Genomic DNA, 13,330 nt, shown 5'->3' on the forward strand with positions numbered 1-13,330 from the left:
TTTTGTTTCTGCACCCAATATGGATGCTGCAGCGCAGCAATTCAAGCTTTTTCTGCACTGCAGCATGTAACACTTTTAAGTTGTTTGCTTCCAAACCCTTATGACCGCCTAATCGCGCGATTTTGCAATGACATATGTACCGGGCGCAGGCGCCAGCGACTTATGGGACGAATCACCGGGCTGGCGCGCATCCACCTTTTTGCCCGACTTTTTTGCCAGCCATTTGTCCCAACGCCCCCACCACGATCCCTCATGGAAGCTGGCAGCGGCATGCCAATCCTCGGGACTGTCAGGCCAGTCGTCGTTGGTATAGTGGCCGTATTTCTTCTTTGTCGGCGGGTTTACAATGCCCGCGATATGGCCGCTTTCAGACAGGATAAAGGTCTTGTCCTTGCCGGACATCTGCCGCATCCCAGCGTATGATGATTTCCACGCCGCGATATGGTCCGTCTCGCAGGCGATGGCGCAGATCGGCGTATCTACATCTGGCAGTGACAGCGTTTCGCCCAGCAACTCGAACCCATCTTCTGCGAATTCGTTGCCCACGCACAGCCCGCGCAAATACTCCACCGTCATTTTGGCAGGCAGATTGGTGCTGTCACCATTCCAATAGAGCAAATCAAATGCTGGTGGGGTCTTTCCCAACATGTAACTGTTGATCGCCGGACCATAGATCAGGTCATTCGGCCGCAAATAAGAAAAGGTGCGCGACATGAAGAAGCTATCCAAATAGCCGCGTTCCGTGACCTCTTCTTCAATTCCATCGACAAAATCGTCATCCAGAAACACGCCGACCTCGCCCTGATCCGAAAAATCGGTGAGCGTGGTAAAGAATGTGGCCGAGTTAATAGACTTGTCCCCACGCTTCTTCATCAATGCCAACGTCAGGGACAGCGTGGTGCCCGCGATGCAATAGCCAACCACGTTCACTTTCTGCTGGCCGGTGATGTCTTTCACCTCGCGGATCGCAGCCATATAGCCGTCTTCCACATAGTCCCCCAACCCCACATCGCGATAGGATTCATCTGGGTTCACCCAGCTGACGACAAACAGTGTATAGCCCTGATCGACGATCCATTTGATCAGACTGTTCTGTGCCTTCAGATCCATAATGTAGAATTTATTGATCCATGGTGGGAAAATGATCAGCGGCCGCGCGTGCACTTTTTCCGTGGTTGGGGCGTATTGAATCAACTCGATCATACGGTTGCGGAAGACCACCTCGCCCGGCGTGGTGGCGATGTTGCTACCCACCTCGAACGCGCTTTCATCTACGAGCTTTACCAGAAGTTCACCATCATTGGCTTCCAGATCCGACACGAGGTTTTCAAGCCCATCCACCAGCGACTGCCCGTTGGTTTCGATGGCGCGTTCCATCGCGTCGGGATTGGTGCCCAGAAAATTGGTCGGGCTCATCATGTCGATCATCTGCTGGGTAAAGAAATCCAGCCGCTTACGTTCCTCGGCATCCAGCCCCTCGACACCATCCATTGCCTCGGCCATTGCGCCCGATGTGATTTGATATTGCCGCTTCAGATAGTTGAAATAGGGATGGGTTTGCCAAAGGGGGTTGGTAAAGCGGCGATCCTTGGGGGAGTGATCTTCGGGCGCATTGAAATCGCCAGCCATCAGAGCAGACTGTGCTTCGACCGCGTGTTCCAGTGTCTTACCCCAAAAGGCCGCCTGCTGTTCGATCATTTTCGCGGGGTTCGCCATCATATCCGACCACATGGAACTGGCCGCTTTTAGATAAAATTCCTGCCCCGGCCCTTGCAGGCTGGATCGGACGGGTTTGCGGTGTGACATGATTTCGCCAAGGCGGGCAGACAACGCTTCTATCTTGGCGAGATTCGCGCCCAGTTCGCTTGCTTCCAGCGCCTCTGACGTCGAACTTTCCTTTTGATCTGTTGTCATGAAATGATTTCCCCCCTATCCTTTCGCTGTTGCAGCATATCAAAAACCGCATATGTTTATGACTATGCGAATGCAGAAACGAAAAAGCAAAGCCTAATTGAGGGGCAGCACATGCGTTACATGGCGACCTACGACCTGATGGAGACCATCCGAAACACGAATCAGTGGCTTGGTGCGACGGCGGCTGCGATGGGGTCTTACCCCGCAACATCCTTGTTCCCCAGCCCGATTTTCCAGATGATGGCCGCGTGGGGTGAAGTGACGGAACGCAGCTTTCACCGCATGATTGTAAAGCCCGACTGGGGCATTACCAGCGTGGTGGCCGAAGATGGCCGCGACCACATGGTTGAGATTGAAAAACTGGTTGAACGCCCCTTCGGTGACCTGATCAAATTCAATGTTCTAGGTCGCCCGGAAAAGGCCCGCCGCGTGATGCTGGTTGCGCCGATGTCAGGCCACTATGCAACCTTGCTGCGCTCTACCGTTGCAAGCCTTCTTCCCGACGCTGAAGTTTATGTGACCGACTGGCACAATGCCCGTGATATTCCGGTCAGCAAAGGCAAGTTCGACGTCGAGGATTACACCCTCTATCTTGTTGATTTCATGCGACACCTTGGTCCAGACGTCAACATCGTTGCGGTTTGCCAGCCTGCCCCGCTGACACTGGCTGCCACGGCCTATCTGGCCGAGATTGACCCCGAGGCGCAGCCCCAAACGATGACCCTTATCGGGGGCCCGATTGACCCAGATGCTGCGGCCACTGACGTGACCGACTTTGGCCACCGCGTAACGATGGGGCAACTGGAAGAGACAGCAATCCAGCGTGTTGGTTTCAAATATGCTGGCGCAGGCCGTTTGGTTTACCCTGGCCTTCTGCAACTCGCGGGTTTCATGTCGATGAATGCCGAAACGCACTCGAAAGCATTTGCCGACCAGGTAATGCGCGCCGCTAAGGGTGAAGCGTCGGACCATGACAAACACAACCGGTTCTATGACGAATATCTTGCCGTGATGGATATGACCGCCGAATTCTATCTGTCCACCGTCGAACGCATCTTCAAAAATGGCGAGATCGCGAAGAACCAATTTGTTGTCGATGGTCACAAGATCGATATTGGAAAGATCACAGATGTTGCGGTCAAAACCGTTGAAGGGTCCAACGATGACATCAGTGCGCCGGGCCAATGTGTCGCCGCACTGGACATGTTGACCGGCCTATCCGACGACAAAAAGGCCAGCCATCTTGAGGAAGGCGCAGGCCATTACGGGATTTTCGCGGGCAAAAGCTGGCGTAACAATATCCGCCCGCTTGTGTTGGAGTTCATTGATCAGAACGCTGGGCGGCATGCCGCCCAAGCCGCCAAGAAAAAAGCGTCCAAGAAGAAGCCAGTTAAGATCAAAGCGGTCAGCTAATACGAAAACCTTCGATACAAAAAGACGCGCCCGATGTGGCGCGTTTTTTTGTTCTTGGAAGGGGGGTGGACCATCGGGGTTAGGCGATGGCACGCTCTCGCAGCTGCAACGGCAATCCCATCCATGCGCGGAGACCGATATTCACATGTTCCGGCATTTCCAGTGTGGGCAGGTGGCCGGCCTCGGGCAGGATCACCAATTCGGCATCTTGGATAAGCTCTGACATGGTTTCATGCCGCTTAGGCGGGGTCAGCGTGTCATGCGCCCCACACATAACCATCGTTGGAATTTTCAATCGCTGAAGTGCGCGCTGCGCGTCTGACCGGCGCTGAAGTGCGCGGGCCTGCCGGACAAACAACTCTGGCCCCAAATCCCGCGCCATTTGATACACCAGATCCATGATCTCTGACCGTTGCTCGGTTGGGGCAAGGCAATTCGGTGAAAACGCATCTGCCATCGCTTCGTCCAGTCGACCGGCAATGGCGCGCACGATCTGAGGCTCACGCCAACCGGCCTGTGCGGGCGTATCTGACAGCGGAGTAGTCGAAATCAACGCCAGCCGGTTCACCCGATCAGGTGCACGTCGTGCCATCTCCATCGCGACGATGCCACCAAGGCTAAGCCCCGCCAGCGCAAAGCGTGTGGGCAATTGATCCAGCAACAGCGACGCCATCTCGCGCACAGTGTCGCCTTGCGTTGGAGCAGCCACGATCACGGTGTGATCGCGTGATAAATCATTGATTTGTGGGCCGAAAACCCGTGCATCGCACATCATTCCGGGGATCAGAACCAAGGGTTCCTTCATGCCTGCCTCGTCTGTTTTTTTATCTTCGTTGGCAGAACTGTGGTCGCTGACCCGAATGGGCGCAAGTTATAACCCGCGCGCCCAGTCCAGAATTTTGGCAACCGTGGGATCTGTGCCATCTGGGCTGACGATATCCCCGGCCAACACATGCGCGGAAGCGTCAAGGCCAGGTGCCGGCGTGACCACATGGCGATGCACGATCCCACCCCAATCAGCGGCGACCTTTTCCGTCGCCTTTGCCGATACAACCTGATCTTCCTTGGCATAGATAAACAGCGCGGGCACGTCCACGATCCCATAGCCCGAATTTTCCGCCACCTTCACCATCGCTGCCATCGGCATCAAGGCAGTGGTGGGATAGCTTTCGGTCCAGAACTGCGCTTGCGCGTCGTTCATCGGGGTAAACCCACGGGTCGCACCGGTTACAACAGGCACCCAGTAACGTGCTGCTGGGAAGGTTAAAAGCGGCGCGGCAGCGTGGTTGATCCCAAAATTGGGCGACATGAAGGTGATCCCCTTCACCCCTTCCGAGGCCGATTTGTCAAACATCCCCAGCGCTGCAATCGTCCCGCCGGTCGATGTCGCAACGATCAGCACCTCGTCCCCTAGGGCACGGCCGATTGCCATCGCTTCAGCAAAGTCGATCATCCAGTCATTGACAGTTGGGCCGTCCATCGCTTCGGCGCTTCGACCATGCCCGGCCAGACGTGCATTATAAAGGTTCGCCCCCAGCCCCTCGGCCACGCGGTGTTGGACGGGGCTGATTTCCTGATGGGTCGCCGAGAAACCGTGGATATAGACAACAGACAAAGGCGTCTTCCGCCCCACTTCACCCGCCCAGATGATCTGTTTCTCGGTGCCCTCGATCAGGTCATCAAACACGGCTTCCCGCCGTGCCAGATAGACTTCAGGATCCGGGCCGACGGCAGAGGCATCAAACTGAACCTCCAGATCAACTGGCTCGTACGGGCCGATGACAAACAGGGCTGCAACGACTGCGGATACGCCCATTGCGGCGCGCAACGCCCCCCTCATGCTGCACCTCGGGTCAGAACGACCTTCACCATTTTCTGGATCGTGCGCAGGCATTCATCATCCGAGAACCGATGATCCGCCCCTTTCACAAGAATCAGACGGATGTCATCGCCTTCGACATGCTCCAGCAATTTCACAGCCTGCGATGTCGGAACGGCGGTATCTTCGGTTCCTTGCAAAAAGCGCACCGGCATATCCAAGCGCAAAGGCGAGCGCAGCACCAGTTGATCGCGACCATCCTCGATCAAACGTTTGGTGATGATGTAATCCTCGTCATAGTCGGACGGGATCGACACGGCCCCTTCGCGTTCCAACTCAGCCTTCTGGTCATCCGTGAACCCGGCCCAATACCCGTCCTCGGTAAAGTCTGGCGCGGCGGCGATGGTGACAAGCCCCATGATCCGCTCTGGCCGCGCACGTGACAGCAAAAGCGACTGCCAGCCGCCCATCGAGCTGCCGACCACCAGAATTGGCCCCTCGATCAGTTTATCCATCACTTCCAGCGTGTCTTCGTGCCAGTCGCCAATAGAACCGTCGATGAAGTCCCCCGAACTGACACCGTGACCGGAATAGTCAAAGCGCACAAACGCCCGGCCCTGCTCTTTCGCCCATGCCTTAAGCGCGACGGCCTTGGTGCCTTCCATGTCCGATTTCAGGCCGGACAGGAACAAGATCGTCGGCCCCTGCCCTTCGGTCTTCACATAAGCAATGCGACGCCCCTGCGCCGTGTCCAGATATGCGGTCAATCCTCTATCCCTCTTAGTCGATACTATATGCCAAAACGCGCGAGATTTCTGTGAAGCTGCGCCCGCTTTCTTCGTGCCAAGTGTTGAATGCATCCTGAACTGCGGCCTTGGCGGCTTTTGATGTTGGGGCTTTATCGATCACGCCTTCCGCAACCAACCGTGCCACCACATCCCGTGTCATCATAAATCCATCGCGCCCCATCATGCGCAATGCATATGCGCCGGTATTTCCACCCAGCCGCGCGCCATTCGCTTTCAACCAATCCAAAAGCCCAAAATAGTCTTCTGCTGGCCATTCCCCGATCTTCCGTCCAAAACTGCCAGCCTCGGCGGCGACTGATTGAATGAAAACAGCGTTCTCTTGAATCGACCGAATTTTCGGCGCGCTGCGAATGACGCGGGTATCGCCAAGAAGCTGGTCAAACCAATCGTCAGACATCAATGCACAGCGACCAACATCAAAGCCGAAGAAAGCGTCTTCAATCCCGTCCCATTTGTTGACGATAACTTGCCAGGCCAACCCTGCTTGAAAAATTCCTTTAGCGAAACACGCCAGCCAGGCGCTGTCATCCAGCGCCGCCAACTCGTCTGCGGATTTCGGTGCGTCGATGTCGCCCAATACCGCCCCGAAAGAGCCTTTGCGCTCGACCGCCATCATGAGAATGTCGTCAAATTTTTGCATTGGATCCTCCTGCCCCGCATCTTGCCCCCGGCCTTCGTGAATGCAAGCCGATTTTCCAAAGGCAGGCGTTGACTTCGCAACGCATGCGCGTAAAAACACGCCCACACATAACCCGCAACCGGGCGTTCCGTGGGCGCCAAAACGACGAGGAGCTAGGCCAATGAGCCAGATTTCCCTTACATTCCCCGATGGCAATGCGCGCGCGTACGACGCAGGCGTCACCCCTGCCGACGTCGCTGCCAGCATTTCCAACTCGCTGGCCAAGAAGGCTATCTCCGCCACAGTAAATGGGTCCCACTGGGACCTGCAATGGCCGATCACTGATGATGCGGACATCGCGATCCACACGATGAAAGACGCCGATCAGGCACTGGAATTGATCCGCCACGACTTTGCCCACGTGATGGCACGTGCCGTGCAAGAGATCTGGCCGGACGTCAAAGTCACCATCGGCCCGGTCATCGACAATGGCTGGTATTATGACTTCGACCGGGAAGAACCGTTCACGCCCGAAGATCTGGGCGCGATCGAAGCCAAGATGAAAGAGATCATCAACAAGCGCGATCCGGTCACGACCGAAATCTGGGAACGTGACCGTGCGGTGAAATTCTACGAGGCCAACAACGAACCTTATAAGGTCGAGCTGATCGAAGCCATTCCGGGCGACGAGCCGCTGCGCATGTATTGGCATGGGCATTGGCAGGATCTCTGCCGTGGTCCGCACCTGCAGCACACGGGCCAACTGCCCGCTGACGCGTTCAAACTGATGAGCGTGGCAGGTGCCTATTGGCGTGGCGACAGCGACCGCGCGATGCTGCAGCGTATCTATGGCGTGGCCTTCCAGAACAAGGACGGGTTGAAGAAACACCTGCACATGTTGGAAGAGGCCGCCAAGCGCGACCACCGCAAGCTGGGCAAGGAAATGAACCTGTTCCACATGCAGGAAGAGGCCCCCGGTCAGGTGTTCTGGCACCCGAACGGCTGGACCATTTATACCGAGCTGCAGGACTATATGCGCCGCCAGCAACGCAAGGGCGGCTATGTCGAGGTGAACACCCCGCAAGTAGTAGACCGCAAACTGTGGATCGCGTCGGGTCACTGGGACAAGTATCAAGAAAACATGTTCATCGTTGAGGTGGACGAAGATCACGCACGCGAAAAGGCCGTGAACGCGCTGAAGCCTATGAACTGCCCCTGCCACGTACAGGTGTTCAATCAGGGTCTCAAATCCTATCGCGACCTGCCCTTGCGCATGGCCGAGTTCGGATCATGTGCGCGCTATGAACCGTCGGGGGCTCTGCACGGGATCATGCGGGTACGCGGGTTTACACAGGATGACGGGCACATCTTCTGTACCGAGGATCAGATCACCGACGAAACCGCACGTTTCATCGAATTCCTGTCCAAGGTCTATGCAGATCTGGGCTTCCACAACTGGACCATCAAGCTGTCGACCCGCCCGGAAAAGCGCATCGGTGAAGATGAAAGCTGGGACCGCGTGGAAAAGGCTCTTGGGGATGCCTGTAATGCAGCGGGCTATGAATATGAGATCCTTGAGGGTGAAGGGGCATTTTATGGACCGAAGCTTGAATTCACCCTGACCGATGCCATCGGCCGCGACTGGCAATGTGGCACGCTGCAGGTGGACCCCTTCCTGCCGGAACGTCTGGACGCGACCTATGTCGGCGAAGACGGCGCCAAGCACCGCCCGGTCATGTTGCACCGCGCGACGCTGGGTTCGTTCGAACGGTTTATCGGCATTCTGATCGAAGAACACGCAGGCAAGCTGCCCTTCTGGTTGGCTCCGCGTCAGGTGGTTGTGGCCTCGATCGTGTCGGATGCGGATGATTATGTGCACAAGGTCGTCGAGACCCTGAAAGCACAAGGCATCCGGGCAGAGGCCGACATCCGAAACGAGAAGATCAACTATAAGGTCCGCGAACACTCGGTCGGCAAAGTACCGGTCATTCTGGCTGTTGGCATGAACGAGGTCGAAGAGGGCACCGTGTCAATGCGTCGTCTGGGTGAAAAGCACTCGAAAGTGCTGCCACTGGACGAGGTTGCCACGGGTCTGGCCAAGGAAGCGACTGCTCCTGATCTGGCCTAAGCGCCCAACACCCAAACGAAAGCGCCCTTTGACCCGGTCAGAGGGCGCTTTTTTGTGTGATCCGCTGTTACAATGGCTCACGAAAGACGTGAGCCCCCCTGTGCTGCCCCCCAGAAAACTGTAACATTACAGAATTTCGCCCGGCTTTCCTTGAAAGATGTGATCGCCGAGGCGGAGAATTTCGTTACAATCCATCACACCACGCCATGGGATAACCTTACGGAAATCCAAGTTTTACTGACCCTGCGCAATTTTCCCATCCGACCGAAACCTCACGCCCACGTTATAATCTGCTCGCGCTGACATGACAGGACCGTGATCTACGTTTTCGTGAGTGGAGACGGCCCAGTTCCCCGCTTAGCTTTTCCTTACCGCCAAACGGTGGATCGAATTACAAACCCGAAAGGAAATACGATGTCGAAAAAAACTGTAGCCATCCTGGGCGCCGTCACCGCTGCTGTTGCTGCTAACGCTGCTCCTGCTTTTGCTGAAGACAACGAAAAGTGCTTCGGCGTTTCGCTGGCCGGCCAGAATGACTGTGCAGCTGGTCCCGGTACCACCTGCGCCGGCTCGTCGACCGTCGACTATCAGGGCAACGCATGGAAACTGGTTCCGGCTGGCACCTGCGAAACCATGGAAATCACCGATGCAGACGGCAAAAAGCACATGGGTTCGCTGGAAGCGACCGAAATGAACCTGCCCAGCTAATCCTCAAGGATAAGCTGAACAGTCCCAAGAACACTGCTTTGGCCAAATTCAATTGGCCAAAGCACACTTAAGACATGAACACGAAGGGCTTTGACATGCTGGATCAACGCAACAATACAACGCTTCCCGATGGCGCTGGCGTTGGATATAAACCGCAGCATTTCCAAGACCTTCTGCATGCACCCGGTGCCGTCACCTGGCTGGAAATTCACGCCGAGAACTATATGAGCGACGGTGGACGCCAGATCGCACAGCTTCGCCATCTGGCCGAGCACTTCCCGATCTCGGTTCATGGCGTGGGTGCTTCAATCGGTGGCGAAAGCCGGCTGGACCCAGAACATCTGGCCCGACTGAAAAAGCTGGTTGATTGGCTGAACCCGGCCAGTTTTTCAGAACATCTGGCATGGTCGACCCATGACAGCGCGTTTCTGAACGACCTGCTTCCCCTGCCCTATACAAACGAGACGCTGACCCGCGTCACCTCGCATATTAACGAGGTACAGGATCTGCTGGGCCGCAAGATGCTTTTGGAAAACCCGTCCTCATATCTGGCCTTTTCCGAGTCCACGTGGTCCGAACCTGACTTCATCCGCGAGGTTGCCCGCCGCACCGGGTGTGGCCTGCTTCTGGACGTGAATAACGTGTTCATCTCGGCCACCAATCTCGAATTCAAGGCGCTGGACTATCTGGATGCCTACCCGTTGGAACTGGTCGAGGAAATCCACCTTGCCGGACATGACGAAGACGCAGACGAGCTGGGCCGCAAGCTGTTGATCGACAGCCATGGCAAACCGGTGGACGAGCCTGTCTGGGCCCTGTTTGACCACGTCATCGCCCGCACTGGCGCGCGCCCGGCCCTGATCGAATGGGATAATGACGTGCCAGAATGGGACGAGTTGGAAAACGAAGCAGCCCGTGCCATCGCACAGATGGAGCACGTCATCGCAGATCAAGCCCAACGGGTGTCAGCATGACCCAAAGCTCGCTCATCAAGACACCATCGCGCACGACCGTCTCGCAAAGCGCGTTCCGCACCGCGATCCTGAACGCGCAGGCCGACGTGCCCGAAGGGTTGGTCAATCCCGATGGCCAGCAGGCATCAAAACGCTTCTCGGTCTATCGCAACAATGTAGTGCACAGTCTGTCTGAAGCGATGCTGACCGGCTTCCCGGTTTTGGCCAAGCTGCTGGGTGACGAGTTCTTTCGCGAGATGGCGAAGGTCTATCTGCGGATCCATCCGCCAACATCGCAACTCATGATGCATTACGGCGCGGCCCTGCCCGGCTTTCTGGAAAGCTTCCCCGGTACGCTGCATTTGAAATACCTGCCCGATGTAGCCCGGTTAGAGCTTGCCCTGCGCCGCGCTTATCACGCGGGCGATGCAGATCCCATTGATCCGGCAGCTTTAACCGAACTGGATCAGCACGAGCTGATGGAGGCGCATCTGACCCTCGCCCCGGCCTGCGAAGTATTGCAAGCCAAATGGCCAGCCAAGTCGATCTGGGACTTCAATATGGCCGACGGCCCGCAACCCAATGTCGGCGCCGAGGATATTCTGATTTCGCGGATTGGGTTCGAACCGCGCACCTATCTGCTGCCCGACGGCGCGGCCGAATTCATCACGTCCCTTCTGAAGCGCCGCAGCTTCGGCACCTCGCTGGGGCTGGCCACGTCGAACACCCCGGATTTCGATTTGGCGGCCACGTTAACGATCTTGATCGCGGCACAGGCTATAACCGGCATAGACCGGAAATAATGAAGAAGGAAGGACATCACCATGCAAGCCTTGGTGCACATTCATAACCGGCTGGCCAGACTGGCTGATCGCGCGGCACCCGAAGCCCTGCCCCTGTTGGCGCGCTTTACATTCGCCGCGACGCTTCTGGGATATTTCTGGGCCTCGGCGTTGACCAAGGTTGGACCGGGTCTTTTCGGGATCTTCAAACCATCGCTGGGCGCTTATGCTCAGATCTTCCCCAAAGCGATGGAGGCCGCCAGCTATAACGTCGGCGATCTTAGCTTCTTTCACTGGGCGGTCGTCTTTGCAGGCACCGTGGCCGAGTTCGTCCTGCCGTTGTTGATCGTGATCGGGTTGTTCACCCGTCTGGCGTCGCTGGGAATGATCGGATTCGTTATCGTGCAAAGCCTAACAGACCTTTATGGGCATGGCGGTATCGAACATGCAGAAGCGCTGGGTGCGTGGTTCGACCGGATCCCTGACAGCCTTATTCTGGATCAACGCCTGCTCTGGGTGGTCATCCTGCTGATCCCCGTCCTGAAAGGTGCAGGTGCACTGTCTGTGGATCGTCTTATTAGACTTAAGTAACGAGTGTTCTGTTGCTAGTATGAAAGGGCGCCGGGGTGGGCGCCCTTTCTTTATTGTATGACTTATGCGTCCAGATCGTCAGGCAGCAACAGGTTTAGGACGATGGACAGGAAAGCTGCCGGCAACAGACCCGACGTCAGCAGGATCTGCCATGTCCGCCCCATATGCTGAAGCGCTTCAGGTACCAACTGAAGGCCAAGCCCCATCGACAGCGACACGGCGAAAATGACCATGTTGCGACGGTTCCATGTCACTTCAGACAGCATGTTCAAACCGGCTGCGGCCACCATGCCAAACATCACAATCACACCGCCACCCAGCACGTTGATTGGCACGGTCGCCACGATCGACCCGATCTTGGGCACCAGTCCACAAATAATCAGGAACAGTGCCCCGATGGTCACAACATGGCGGCTCATCATACCTGTCATGCTGATCAATCCGACATTCTGACTGAACGATGTATTGGGCAATCCGCCAAAGATGCCGGCAATCGCCGTGCCCAGACCGTCTGCATAGGTTGCACCCGAGACTTCCTGATCCGTAGCCTCTCGCCCTGCGCCACCTTTGGTGATGCCGGATGTGTCTCCGACAGTTTCGATGGCCGAAATCACGGCCATGAAGCACATGCCGATGATGATGGCACCATTAAAATCCATGCCCCATTTGAAGGGCATTGGCATGGCGAACCAAGACGCGCCTCCGACATTTCCGAAGTTAACCTGCCCCATCATAAGGGCAACGACGTAGCCCGCGATCAAGCCAATCAACACCGCAGCGACAGCCATGAAACCGCGGGTGAAGAACTTGATTGCCAGGGTGACAATGATCACAACCAGCGCCGGGATCCACATGGCAAGGCTGCCAAATTCAGGCTTACCCATCAAAGGTACGCCGCCCGCTGCATACTGAATGCCAACCTTCACAAGGGACAAACCGATCATCAACACGATCAGTCCCGTGACCAATGGCGGCAAAGCGAAGCGGATCTTACCGATCACCGCGCCCAGCAAAAAGTGGAACACGCCACCGATCATCACACCGGTCATCAATCCGGCCATTCCGGCCACGCCCTGCCCGGCCACTGCCGGGATCATCACGGGCAGAAAAGCAAAGCTCGTTCCCTGCACAATGGGCAAACGCGCGCCCACGGGGCCCATGCCAATTGTCTGGAACAACGTTGCAATACCTGCAAACAACATCGACATTTGGATCATATACAGCATGACCGGAAAATCTGGCGAGTTTGATCCAAAGCCAAAACCCGCCGCCCCTGCGACGATGATGGCCGGTGTCACATTCGAGGCAAACATCGCCAGAACATGTTGAATACCAAGCGGAACCGCCTGTCCCAATGGGGGCATATAGTTGGGGTCCCGCAGGGCCTCTGCGTTACTTATATCTGTCATTTCACTTCCCTGTTCGCTGGGGCTTTGCCCGTTTCTTCGAGCGGGTTTTCCGCTTCTTTTATGAAAGTGAGACTGGCCGGGATCGCCGCGTATTGCAAATTCTGATCACGCAGACGCAGAAAGCGCTGCGCTGCACGGCAGCAAAAAAGCGCCCATAGGATGTACCCATAGACGCTTTTTCAACT

The 13,330-nt window shown here is 56.4% G+C and carries 12 protein-coding genes; 6 read left to right on the forward strand and 6 right to left on the reverse strand.

The annotated features are described in order from the left end of the window. Positions 1-108: 108 nt before the first annotated feature. The gene (locus FIL88_RS08560) at positions 109-1,914 is read right to left on the reverse strand and encodes a PHA/PHB synthase family protein (protein ID WP_142853323.1); all 1,806 of its coding nucleotides are present in this window, start codon (positions 1,912-1,914) and stop codon (positions 109-111) included. Between the two features lie 111 nt (positions 1,915-2,025). Between FIL88_RS08560 and phaZ the strand changes: the two genes are divergently transcribed. Then, the gene (phaZ, locus tag FIL88_RS08565) at positions 2,026-3,327 is read left to right on the forward strand and encodes a polyhydroxyalkanoate depolymerase (protein WP_142853324.1); all 1,302 of its coding nucleotides are present in this window, start codon (positions 2,026-2,028) and stop codon (positions 3,325-3,327) included. Between the two features lie 79 nt (positions 3,328-3,406). On the opposite strand, the gene FIL88_RS08570 is transcribed toward phaZ, so the two are convergent. The 4 genes from FIL88_RS08570 to FIL88_RS08585 all read right to left on the reverse strand — a co-directional run bounded on the left by FIL88_RS08570 (position 3,407) and on the right by FIL88_RS08585 (position 6,595). Then, positions 3,407-4,132 (reverse strand): alpha/beta fold hydrolase, encoded by a 726-nt coding sequence (locus FIL88_RS08570; protein ID WP_142853325.1) that lies wholly within the window; start codon positions 4,130-4,132, stop codon positions 3,407-3,409. 66 nt (positions 4,133-4,198) lie between these two features. Beyond that, positions 4,199-5,167, reverse strand: a complete 969-nt coding sequence (locus FIL88_RS08575; protein WP_185960886.1) for an alpha/beta hydrolase — start codon at positions 5,165-5,167, stop codon at positions 4,199-4,201. After that, the gene (locus tag FIL88_RS08580) at positions 5,164-5,913 is read right to left on the reverse strand and encodes an alpha/beta fold hydrolase (RefSeq protein ID WP_246066652.1); all 750 of its coding nucleotides are present in this window, start codon (positions 5,911-5,913) and stop codon (positions 5,164-5,166) included. Before FIL88_RS08580 ends, FIL88_RS08575 begins: the two co-directional genes overlap by 4 nt. A gap of 13 nt (positions 5,914-5,926) precedes the next feature. Beyond that, a complete protein-coding gene (locus FIL88_RS08585) occupies positions 5,927-6,595 on the reverse strand; it encodes a DNA-3-methyladenine glycosylase I (RefSeq protein ID WP_142853328.1) in 669 nt (222 codons plus the stop codon). A 160-nt stretch (positions 6,596-6,755) separates the two neighbouring features. Here FIL88_RS08585 and thrS point away from each other — a divergent pair, with 160 nt between their 5' ends. The 5 genes from thrS to FIL88_RS08610 all read left to right on the forward strand — a co-directional run bounded on the left by thrS (position 6,756) and on the right by FIL88_RS08610 (position 11,736). Then, positions 6,756-8,702: a threonine--tRNA ligase gene (thrS, locus tag FIL88_RS08590; protein ID WP_142853329.1), complete on the forward strand. Its 1,947-nt coding sequence runs from the start codon at positions 6,756-6,758 to the stop codon at positions 8,700-8,702. A gap of 414 nt (positions 8,703-9,116) precedes the next feature. Then, on the forward strand, positions 9,117-9,410 hold the full coding sequence (locus tag FIL88_RS08595) for a BufA1 family periplasmic bufferin-type metallophore (RefSeq protein WP_142853330.1): 294 nt from the start codon (positions 9,117-9,119) through the stop codon (positions 9,408-9,410). 95 nt (positions 9,411-9,505) lie between these two features. Next, complete coding sequence (bufB, locus tag FIL88_RS08600) at positions 9,506-10,384, forward strand: MNIO family bufferin maturase (RefSeq protein WP_142853331.1); 879 nt, start codon at positions 9,506-9,508, stop codon at positions 10,382-10,384. Further along, positions 10,381-11,166, forward strand: a complete 786-nt coding sequence (locus FIL88_RS08605; RefSeq protein ID WP_142853332.1) for an HvfC/BufC N-terminal domain-containing protein — start codon at positions 10,381-10,383, stop codon at positions 11,164-11,166. Before bufB ends, FIL88_RS08605 begins: the two co-directional genes overlap by 4 nt. 21 nt (positions 11,167-11,187) lie before the next feature. Continuing rightward, positions 11,188-11,736, forward strand: a complete 549-nt coding sequence (locus tag FIL88_RS08610; protein WP_142853333.1) for a DoxX family protein — start codon at positions 11,188-11,190, stop codon at positions 11,734-11,736. Positions 11,737-11,798: 62 nt separating this feature from the next. Here the strand turns inward: FIL88_RS08610 and FIL88_RS08615 are convergent, their stop codons facing one another. Beyond that, on the reverse strand, positions 11,799-13,145 hold the full coding sequence (locus FIL88_RS08615) for a uracil-xanthine permease family protein (protein WP_142853334.1): 1,347 nt from the start codon (positions 13,143-13,145) through the stop codon (positions 11,799-11,801). Between the last annotated feature and the right edge of the window lie 185 nt (positions 13,146-13,330).

Origin of the sequence: Aliiroseovarius halocynthiae, assembly GCF_007004645.1 — a bacterium.
Classification (GTDB): Bacteria; Pseudomonadota; Alphaproteobacteria; order Rhodobacterales; family Rhodobacteraceae; genus Aliiroseovarius; species Aliiroseovarius halocynthiae.